Raw genomic sequence first — 9,644 nt, 5'->3', positions numbered from 1 at the left:
CAACTGTGTTGACTGTCAGGCCGCCTTCGCAGGCAAGCCAGCTCCCACATTTGGATCTTGGGAGCGCCAGGTAGATAGGCGCTGACCGTAGGCCGTCACGGGAGCAAGGGGCCCTGCCTCCTATTCACCTGTGAGGTTTGACAGTAGACACTGACCCTTGATCGAGGGATGTTTGCCCCTAACGTGCCAGCGCAGCGGTCGGCGCTCATTGCTTTTCGAAGCCACGCTTAATAGGGATATTAAAAATGGAACGGGAACTGATCGACGAAGTTGAAGAACTGATCAAAAAGACTAACGACGCCGAGCGTCTGTTCACCCGATATGCCACCAAGTGCTACACCTCAGCTTTGCAAAAATATGCCAAGGAGATCAGCGAAACCTCCTATACCTATCTGCTGGCCGAGCTGGCCGAAAGTTCGCTGAGTTCGGAAATTCTTGGCCGCCCAGGCGCCAATATCAGCCTGGTCAGGATCGAGATAGAGGAGGTCATGCTCGAAGCCGATGTCATCAAGAAACTCAAGCGGGCCGAAACCCATTACCTGGAAACCCTGGAATCGGTGCGCAAGTTCGAAGACCTAAAACGCTTCGAAAAAATGCAGGACACGTCCGATATCGTCCGCTCGATAAAACTCGGGGTGTCACGGTTCAATATCCTGTTTGTCATCCTGCTGATCGGCGGGTTGACCTGGGCGGCGATCAATCTGCCTAAAGAGGCGTTGGCGTTGATTTCTGCGGCGATCGGCGGCGCCATCACCCACTTGCTGTCCGAGCGCCAGGCCGTCCTGGCGCTGAAAAAAGAGGGCGATAACAGCTGCCCCAGGGCCAACAATAACAATCAGGAATGACGCGGGTTTACAACGGCGTCAACACATTCATCACCGTGTCCAGCGCCACTCGCGTGTCATCCAGTTGCACCAGCGACGCATGCCGCGCGCCCAGGGCATCGCGGTTCTGGATCGCCGTGAGGATCGCCTTGTGCCGCGGCAGACTCAGGCCCTGGATGTCCGGGCGGCGGTTGGTGATGTTGATCGACTCGCGCAACGGCAACGAGAGCATGTTGCACATATAGGCGAGCAGGTCGTTGCGGGTGGCGTCGGCAATCGCGCGGTGGAAGTCCAGGTCGGCCTGCAACAGTTCCTCGTGGGTCTTGGCGGTTTCCATGCCCTGGTAGGCGTGTTCGATGGTGGCGATGTCTTCATCGGTGGCGGTGGTCGCGGCCATGGCGGCGATTTCCGGTTCGAGGATGCGGCGCACCCCGGCCAGGGTGTTGAAGAACTCGCTATGGGGCGTGGACTGCATCAACCAGGACAGCACGTCCGGGTCGAGCAGGTGCCATTTCAAGCGTGGCCGTACCACCGCGCCCACCCGTGGCTTGGAATACACCAGGCCCTTGGCGCTGAGCACCCGCGTGGCTTCGCGCAATACCGAGCGGCTGACCTGGTATTCCTCGCACAGCGTGGCTTCCATGGGCAAGCGTTCTTCAGGCTTGAAGCGACCGGAAACGATGTGCATGCCCAAGTCCTGAACGATCTGGGCATGCTGGCTCTTGCGCGGCTTGGGCGGCTGGTGATCCATAACGACGGGCAGGCTCTGGCTTAGATTCGCCGCATCATAGCATCCCAATTAGTGGGAATGCCGTGGGACTTCTGCCCCGCGACAGCCCACCAGGAAGTCAAAGTCGCAGCCTTGGTCGGCCTGCAGCACATGGTCGATGTACAGCTGGCGATAGCCGCCGACGATGAGGTTCTGCGCGGGCGGCAGGTCGGCCATGCGCGCTGCCAGCTCGGCATCTGGAATGTCCAGGTGCAGGCGACCATTGGCGCAATCGAGTTCGATCCAATCACCTTCCTTCACTGTCGCCAACGGCCCGCCGGCAGCGGCTTCCGGGGCCACGTGCAACACCACGGTGCCGTAGGCGGTGCCGCTCATGCGTGCATCGGAAATGCGCACCATGTCCGTCACACCCTGGGCCAGCAGCTTGGCCGGCAAGCCCATGTTGCCGACTTCGGCCATGCCGGGGTAACCCTTGGGGCCGCAGTTTTTCATGACCAGGATCGAGTTGGCATCCACGTCCAGCTCCGGGTCGTTGATGCGTGCCTTGTACATGTCGAAGTTCTCGAACACCACGGCGCGGCCACGGTGCTGCATCAGTTCGGGGCTCGCAGCCGAAGGCTTGAGCACCGCGCCCAGAGGCGCGAGGTTGCCACGCAGCACGCAGATGCCGCCGTCGGCGCGGATCGGGTTGTCCAGGGTGCGGATCACTTCGTCCTGGCCGTAGATCGGTGAGTCCTGGGTGTTCTCGCCCAGGGACTTGCCGTTGACCGTCAAGGCATTGGGGTGCGGGATCAGGTTGGCTTCACCCAGGCGGCGCAGGACGGCGGGCAGGCCACCGGCATAGTAGAACTCTTCCATCAGAAAGCGCCCGGAGGGTTGCAGGTCGACAATGGTCGGCATGCCGCGGCCGATGCGGGTCCAGTCATCCAGGTCGAGTTCGACCCCGATGCGCCCGGCGATGGCTTTTAAGTGGATCACCGCGTTGGTCGAGCCGCCGATGGCTGCGTTCACGCGGATAGCGTTTTCGAACGCCTCCTTGGTAAGGATCTTCGACAGCTTCAAGTCTTCACGCACCATCTCCACGGCGCGCATGCCCGACATGTGCGCCAGTACATAGCGACGCGCATCCACGGCCGGAATCGCCGCGTTGTGGGGCAGGGAAGTACCCAGTGCTTCGGCCATGCACGCCATGGTAGAAGCCGTGCCCATGGTGTTGCAGGTGCCCGCCGAACGCGACATGCCGCCCTCGGCCGCGAGGAAGTCATCCAGGGTGATGGTGCCGGCCTTGACCTGTTCGCTGAGCTGCCACACCACTGTTCCCGAGCCGATGTCCTGGCCCTTGTGCTTGCCGTTGAGCATCGGCCCGCCGGTGACCACGATGGCCGGCACGTCACAACTGGCCGCGCCCATCAGCAGCGCGGGGGTGGTCTTGTCACAGCCGGTGAGCAGTACCACGCCATCAATCGGGTTGCCGCGAATCGCTTCTTCCACGTCCATGCTCGCCAGGTTGCGAGTGAGCATCGCAGTAGGGCGCAGGTTGGATTCGCCGTTGGAGAACACCGGGAACTCCACCGGGAAGCCACCGGCCTCGATCACGCCACGCTTGACGTGCTCGGCGATCTGGCGGAAGTGCGCGTTGCACGGCGTGAGCTCCGACCAGGTGTTGCAGATACCGATGATCGGTTTGCCATGGAACTGATGGTCGGCAATGCCTTGGTTCTTCATCCAGCTGCGGTACATGAAACCGTTCTTGTCGGCGGTACCGAACCACTGGGCAGAGCGTAGGCCGGGCTTTTTGTCAGGCATGATCGATTCTCTTATTGTATGACTATATGTTCTATGCGTGCTTAAACATAAGCGCAAAATCGCCGCTTTGGAAGTGTTGTTTTGCAAATAGTCATACTATATAGTCGATCCTAACTGAGGTATGGCCCTGGCGGATTTCGTCAGAGGCGTCCCCCGAGCTTCTATAAAAACAACAATCGGAGATCGACCCCATGAGCCAGGAACTGCGGCTTATTCGGCGCATCACGCTGAAACTGATTCCCTTCCTGATCCTGCTGTACCTGATCGCCTACGTGGACCGTTCCGCCGTGGGCTTCGCCAAGCTGCACATGGGCGCTGACGTGGGCATCGGTGACGCCGCCTATGGCCTCGGTGCCGGGTTGTTCTTCATTGGCTATTTCCTGTTCGAAATTCCTAGCAACCTGATGCTCGACCGCTTCGGCGCACGGCGCTGGTTTGCGCGCATCATGATCACCTGGGGCGCCATCACCATTGGCATGGCGTTCGTGCAGGGGCCGCACAGCTTCTATGTGATGCGCTTTCTGCTGGGCGCGGCGGAGGCGGGGTTCTTTCCCGGCGTGCTGTACTACATCACCCAATGGTTCCCGGTGCGCCATCGCGGCAAGATCCTCGGGCTGTTCATCCTCTCCCAACCGATTGCAATGATGATCACAGGCCCCGTGTCCGGCGGTCTGCTCGGCATGGACGGCATCCTCGGCCTGCATGGCTGGCAGTGGCTGTTTATCGTGATCGGTACCCCGGCGATCCTGCTGACCTGGCCGGTGCTGCGTTACCTGCCGGACGGCCCCCAAAAGGTCAACTGGATGAGCGAGGAAGAAAAAGCCTGGCTCACCGGCGAGCTGCACAAAGACCTGCAGGCCTACGGCCAGACGCGCCACGGCAACCCCTTGCATGCGCTCAAGGACAAGCGCGTGTTGCTGCTGGCGCTGTTCTACCTGCCGGTGACCTTGAGCATCTACGGCCTCGGCCTGTGGCTGCCGACCCTGATCAAACAGTTTGGCGGCAGCGACCTCACCACCGGCTTCATCTCCGCCGTGCCGTACATCTTCGGCATCATCGGCCTGTTGATCATTCCGCGCAGTTCCGACCGCTTGAACGACCGTTACGGCCATCTCGCCGTGCTGTATGTACTGGGCGCCATCGGCCTGTTCTGCAGCGCCTGGCTAACCGTGCCGGTGCTGCAAATGGCCGCGCTGTGCCTGGCGGCGTTTGCAATGTTTTCCTGCACCGCCGTGTTCTGGACTCTGCCGGGGCGCTTCTTTGCCGGCGCCAGCGCGGCGGCCGGTATTGCCTTGATCAACTCGGTGGGCAACCTCGGCGGTTACATCGGCCCGTTCGTGATCGGTGCGCTCAAGGAGTACACCGGCAACCTGGCCTCAGGCTTGTATTTCTTATCCGGTGTGATGGTGTTCGGCTTGCTGCTGACCCTCGTGGTCTACCGCGTGTTGGAACGCAAGCACGTCCTGCCCGTCGACCAATTCGCCGCCAGCGCCCGTGGCGCCACACGCACTTAAATCCAGGAGAACCCGCATGCGTTTAGTTCAGTTCGAGTTGAGCAACGGTGAGCGCCGCGTCGGCGTGGTAGAAGGCAACCAGGTGCGCGAAGTGCGCGGCGCCCACAGCGTGCGTGAACTGGCGCTGGCCGCCATCGACGGCGGCGGCAAGTTGCAGCAACAGGTAGAGGCCCTCGGCCTGGGCGCCAGCCATGACTACGCCGCCTTGTTGGCGCACCACAAGATCCTGCCACCGCTGGACCACCCGGACCCAGCACACATGCTGATCAGCGGCACCGGCCTCACCCACCTGGGCAGTGCCTCGGCCCGCGACAAGATGCACCAGCAGGCCGGCGACGACAGCGCGATGACCGACACCATGCGCATCTTCAAATGGGGCGTGGAGGGCGGCAAACCAGGTGCCGGCCAGGCCGGTGTGCAACCGGAGTGGTTCTACAAAGGCGATGGCAGCATCGTCGTGCGCCCGGGCCAGGCGTTCCCGGTGCCGCCGTTCGCCGAAGACGCCGGCGAAGAACCGGAAATCGGCGGCCTCTATGTGATCGGGTATGACCGTAAACCCTATCGCCTGGGTTTCGCGGTGGGCAACGAGTTCTCCGACCATGTGATGGAGCGCAAGAACTACCTGTACCTGGCCCATTCCAAGCTGCGCAGTTGCAGCTATGGCCCGGAGCTGCGCGTGGGCGAACTGCCCGAGCATCTGGCGGGCACCAGCCGCATCCTGCGCAACGGCGAGGTGATCTGGCAGAACGAATTCCTCAGTGGCGAGGCCAATATGTGCCATAGCCTGGAAAACCTCGAATACCACCACTTCAAATACAGCCAGTTCCTCAAGCCGGGCGATGTGCACATTCACTTCTTCGGCACCGCTACCTTGTCATTCGCCGACGGTATACGTACCCAGCCGGGCGATGTGTTCGAGATCAGCCAGGCTGAATTCGGCGCGCCGTTGATCAACGGTATCGGCAGCAGCGATGCGGCATTTGAACCCGGCCAAGTCACCCCCCTTTAAGGAGATCAACATGACCCCGTTCCTCGGCCACAACTACATCGGCGGCCAGCGCAGCGCCAACGGCAACATCAAGCTGCAAAGCATCGATGCCACCACCGGCGAAGCCTTGCCCCAGGATTTCTACCAGGCTACCGCCCAGGAAGTGGACGCCGCCGCCCAGGCCGCGGCCCAGGCGTACCCGGCCTATCGCGCCTTGAGCGCCGCACGGCGTGCGCAGTTTCTGGATGCGGTGGCCGATGAGCTGGATGCCTTGGGCGATGATTTCGTTGAACTGGTTTGCCGCGAAACCGCCTTGCCGGCCGCACGCATCAAAGGCGAGCGTGGGCGTACCAGCGGCCAGATGCGTCTGTTCGCCACCGTGCTGCGCCGTGGTGACTTCTACGGCGCGCGTATCGACAAGGCCCTGCCAGAGCGCCAGCCGCTGCCGCGCCCAGACCTGCGCCAATACCGCATCGGCCTTGGCCCGGTGGCGGTGTTCGGCGCCAGCAACTTTCCTCTGGCATTTTCCACGGCTGGCGGCGATACCGCTGCCGCGCTGGCCGCCGGTTGCCCGGTGGTGTTCAAGGCCCACAGCGGGCACATGGCGACCGCCGAGCGTGTGGCCGATGCGATCATCCGCGCTGCCGAGGCCACCGAGATGCCGGCCGGCGTGTTCAATATGATCTTTGGCGGCGGCGTCGGTGAGGCGCTGGTCAAGCATCCGGCGATCCAGGCGGTGGGCTTTACCGGTTCGCTCAAAGGCGGCCGCGCCCTGTGCGACATGGCCGCGGCGCGCCCGCAACCGATCCCGGTGTTTGCCGAAATGTCGAGCATCAACCCGGTAATCGTGCTGCCCCAGGCGCTGCACGCCCGCGCCGAAAGCATCGCCCGCGACCTGACCGCCTCGGTGGTACAAGGCTGCGGCCAGTTCTGCACCAACCCAGGCCTGGTGATCGGTATCGCCTCGCCTGCGTTCACCGCGTTCACGCAACAGGTCGCGCAATTGATCGGCGAGCAACCGCCACAAACCATGCTTAATGCCGGCACCCTGGGCAGCTACGGCAAGGGCCTGGAAAAACTCCTCTCTCACCCGGGCATCGAGCATCTGGCGGGCAGCGCGCAATCGGGCAACCAGGCGCAACCGCAACTGTTCAAGGCGGATGTACGTCTGTTGATTGACGGTGACGAAGTGCTGCAAGAGGAAGTGTTCGGCCCCACCACGGTGTTCGTCGAAGTGGCCGACCAAGCCCAACTCAGCGCCGCCCTGCAGGGGCTGCACGGGCAGTTGACCGCCACGCTCATCGGCGAACCGGGCGACCTGCAACAGTTCGCCGAACTCACGCCCCTGCTGGAACAGAAAGTCGGGCGCATCCTGCTCAACGGTTACCCCACTGGCGTGGAAGTGTGTGATTCCATGGTCCACGGCGGGCCGTACCCGGCAACTTCGGATGCGCGTGGCACCTCGGTCGGCACCCTGGCCATCGACCGTTTCCTGCGCCCGGTGTGCTTCCAGAACTACCCTGATAGCCTGCTGCCCGATGCGTTGAAAAACGCCAACCCCTTGCGTATTCAGCGCCTGGTAAATGGCACGCCATCGCGCGAATCGCTGTAACTGATCAGGAGGCTTCATGTCGTTGAGCGCAGTCACCCCGCACCGTGCCCGGTTGGGCGAAGGGCCGTTCTGGGATGCACCGACCCAGGCCCTGTATTGGGTGGATATCGCCGCCCGCCAGGCGCTGCGCCTGATGGGCGGGCAGTTGCAGGTGTGGCAGTTGCCCGAGCATGTCTCGGCGTTCATCCCCTGTGAACGCGGCGATGCGCTGGTGACCTTGAGCAGCGGCGTGTATCGCCTGGACCTGGCCACCGAAGCCTTGACCCTGCTGTGCGTAGCCGACCCGCAAGCGGGCAACCGTGGCAATGAAGCACGCTGCGATGCCCAGGGCCGCCTGTGGTTGGGCACCATGCAGAACAACATTGGCGAGCAGGGTGAAGACCTGCCGATTACCCGGCGCTCCGGTGGCTTGTTTCGCATCGATGCGGATGCAACGGTCACGCGGTTGCTCAACGGCTTGGGCATTCCCAACACGTTGCTTTGGAACGAGGCGGGCAGCCAGGTGCATTTCGGCGACAGCATGGACGGCACGCTCTATCAGCATTCGATCCAGGTTGACGGCCAACTCGGCGCCGCCCAGGCCTGGTTCGGGCCGCACACACGCGGCGGGCCGGATGGTTCGGCCATGGACGCCGAGGGCTACATCTGGAACGCGCGCTGGGACGGCAGTTGCCTGCTGCGGCTAACGCCCTTGGGTGAGGTGGATCGCATCATCGAACTGCCGGTCAGCCGGCCCACCAGTTGCGTGTTCGGTGGGCCTGAGCTCACCACGTTGTATATCACCAGTGCTGCGAGTCCCTTGGGGCATCCGTTGGATGGTGCGGTACTGGCGATTGAAATGGATGTTCCCGGAAAACCCTGTCACCGCTTCGCCGGATAACCTGTAGGAGCGGGCTTGCCCGCGAAAAACGTCAACGATAACGCGTTCATGCTGGATGGGCGCGTCGCCCTCGGGTTTTTCGCGAGCAAGCTCGCTCCTACAACGTTCTACCTAAAAACAACAACAAGGAGTCACCCCTATGAATCGTCGTCGTGGTTTGCGTTCCCTGTGCTGCGCCGCTGTGGCGGTCTCGGCCATGAGCTTGAGCGGCCTGTTGCTGGCCGCTGAAGAAGTAAAGATCGGCTTTTTGGTCAAGCAGGCCGAAGAGCCCTGGTTCCAGACTGAGTGGGCGTTTGCGGAAAAAGCCGCCCAGGACAAAGGCTTCAAACTCATCAAGATCGCGGTGCCCGACGGCGAGAAAACCCTCTCGGCCATCGACAGCCTGGCCGCCAACGGTGCCAAGGGCTTCGTGATCTGCCCGCCAGACGTATCCCTGGGCCCGGCCATTGTCGCCAAGGCCAAGGCCAACGGCCTGAAAGTAATGGCCGTGGATGATCGCTTTGTCGATGCCAAGGGCAACTTCATGGAAGACGTGCCGTACCTGGGCATGGCCGCGTTTGAAGTCGGCCAGAAGCAGGGCGCCGCCATGGCCGCCGAAGCGAAAAAGCGCGGTTGGGACTGGAAGGACACCTACGCGGTGATCAACACCTTCAACGAACTCGACACCGGCAAGAAACGCACCGACGGCTCGATCAAATCCCTGGAAGAGGCTGGCATTCCTAAAGATCACATCCTCACCGCCCCACTGAAAACCCTCGACGTGCCAGGCAGTATGGACGCCACCAACTCGGCGCTGGTTAAACTGCCAGGTAGCGCGAAAAACCTGATCATCGGCGGCATGAACGACAACACCGTGCTCGGCGGCGTGCGCGCCACCGAAAGTGCCGGTTTCGCCGCAGCCAATGTGATCGGCATCGGCATCAATGGTACCGACGCCATCGGCGAATTGAAGAAAGCCAACAGCGGCTTCTTTGGTTCGATGCTGCCCAGCCCGCACATTGAAGGCTACAAAACCGCCGAGATGATGTACGAGTGGGTGACTAAGGGTACCGAGCCGCCGAAATACACGGCCATGGACGAAGTGACGCTTATCACCCGCGAAAACTTCCAAGCGGAACTGACCAAGATCGGGCTGTGGAAATGACCGCTGCGGCCCTGCGGTTTGACGGCATCGGCAAGACCTTTCCCGGGGTCAAGGCGTTGGATGGCATTTGCTTCACCGCCCACCCGGGGCAGGTGCACGCGCTGATGGGCGAGAACGGCGCAGGCAAGTCGACCCTGCTGAAAATC

The 9,644-nt window shown here is 62.1% G+C and carries 9 protein-coding genes; 7 read left to right on the top strand and 2 right to left on the bottom strand.

Annotated features, from left to right (window positions below):
- Positions 1–245: 245 nt before the first annotated feature.
- Positions 246–845 carry a hypothetical protein gene (locus tag QK296_RS28635; RefSeq protein WP_169855242.1) on the top strand — a complete coding sequence of 200 codons (600 nt, stop codon included), beginning with the start codon at positions 246–248 and terminating at the stop codon, positions 843–845.
- Between the two features lie 7 nt (positions 846–852).
- On the opposite strand, the gene QK296_RS28630 is transcribed toward QK296_RS28635, so the two are convergent.
- Together QK296_RS28630 and QK296_RS28625 are read right to left on the bottom strand one after the other, a co-directional pair.
- On the bottom strand, positions 853–1,575 hold the full coding sequence (locus tag QK296_RS28630) for a FadR/GntR family transcriptional regulator (RefSeq protein ID WP_003190551.1): 723 nt from the start codon (positions 1,573–1,575) through the stop codon (positions 853–855).
- A 48-nt stretch (positions 1,576–1,623) separates the two neighbouring features.
- Positions 1,624–3,360 carry an IlvD/Edd family dehydratase gene (locus QK296_RS28625; RefSeq protein WP_019817288.1) on the bottom strand — a complete coding sequence of 579 codons (1,737 nt, stop codon included), beginning with the start codon at positions 3,358–3,360 and terminating at the stop codon, positions 1,624–1,626.
- A gap of 191 nt (positions 3,361–3,551) precedes the next feature.
- Here QK296_RS28625 and QK296_RS28620 point away from each other — a divergent pair, with 191 nt between their 5' ends.
- The 6 genes from QK296_RS28620 to QK296_RS28595 all read left to right on the top strand — a co-directional run.
- A complete protein-coding gene (locus QK296_RS28620) occupies positions 3,552–4,874 on the top strand; it encodes an MFS transporter (RefSeq protein WP_032892299.1) in 1,323 nt (440 codons plus the stop codon).
- 16 nt (positions 4,875–4,890) lie between these two features.
- Positions 4,891–5,883, top strand: a complete 993-nt coding sequence (araD1, locus tag QK296_RS28615) for an AraD1 family protein (RefSeq protein ID WP_003190555.1) — start codon at positions 4,891–4,893, stop codon at positions 5,881–5,883.
- A 10-nt stretch (positions 5,884–5,893) separates the two neighbouring features.
- Entirely contained in the window at positions 5,894–7,474 is a 1,581-nt protein-coding gene (locus QK296_RS28610; protein ID WP_169855243.1) for an aldehyde dehydrogenase (NADP(+)), read from the top strand.
- Positions 7,475–7,490: 16 nt separating this feature from the next.
- A complete protein-coding gene (locus QK296_RS28605; RefSeq protein ID WP_034135670.1) occupies positions 7,491–8,354 on the top strand; it encodes an SMP-30/gluconolactonase/LRE family protein in 864 nt (287 codons plus the stop codon).
- Between the two features lie 139 nt (positions 8,355–8,493).
- Positions 8,494–9,498 carry a substrate-binding domain-containing protein gene (locus QK296_RS28600; RefSeq protein ID WP_032892294.1) on the top strand — a complete coding sequence of 335 codons (1,005 nt, stop codon included), beginning with the start codon at positions 8,494–8,496 and terminating at the stop codon, positions 9,496–9,498.
- Positions 9,495–9,644 (top strand): ATP-binding cassette domain-containing protein (locus QK296_RS28595; RefSeq protein ID WP_244858883.1); only part of this gene is annotated, 150 nt, incomplete at its 3' end. The genes QK296_RS28600 and QK296_RS28595, both read left to right, overlap by 4 nt.

It is taken from the genome of Pseudomonas sp. AL10, from assembly GCF_029960685.1.
Lineage (GTDB): Bacteria > Pseudomonadota > Gammaproteobacteria > Pseudomonadales > Pseudomonadaceae > Aquipseudomonas > Aquipseudomonas lactis.
This window is presented reverse-complemented; position numbering and strand designations above follow the sequence as displayed.

Bases quoted from the DNA above. Each gene is read 5' to 3' on its own strand.
- QK296_RS28635 (WP_169855242.1), top strand. From the start codon at position 246: ATGGAACGGGAACTGATCGACGAAGTTGAAGAACTGATCAAAAAGACT.
- QK296_RS28630 (WP_003190551.1), bottom strand. From the start codon at position 1,575: ATGGATCACCAGCCGCCCAAGCCGCGCAAGAGCCAGCATGCCCAGATC.
- QK296_RS28625 (WP_019817288.1), bottom strand. From the start codon at position 3,360: ATGCCTGACAAAAAGCCCGGCCTACGCTCTGCCCAGTGGTTCGGTACC.
- QK296_RS28620 (WP_032892299.1), top strand. From the start codon at position 3,552: ATGAGCCAGGAACTGCGGCTTATTCGGCGCATCACGCTGAAACTGATT.
- araD1 (WP_003190555.1), top strand. From the start codon at position 4,891: ATGCGTTTAGTTCAGTTCGAGTTGAGCAACGGTGAGCGCCGCGTCGGC.
- QK296_RS28610 (WP_169855243.1), top strand. From the start codon at position 5,894: ATGACCCCGTTCCTCGGCCACAACTACATCGGCGGCCAGCGCAGCGCC.
- QK296_RS28605 (WP_034135670.1), top strand. From the start codon at position 7,491: ATGTCGTTGAGCGCAGTCACCCCGCACCGTGCCCGGTTGGGCGAAGGG.
- QK296_RS28600 (WP_032892294.1), top strand. From the start codon at position 8,494: ATGAATCGTCGTCGTGGTTTGCGTTCCCTGTGCTGCGCCGCTGTGGCG.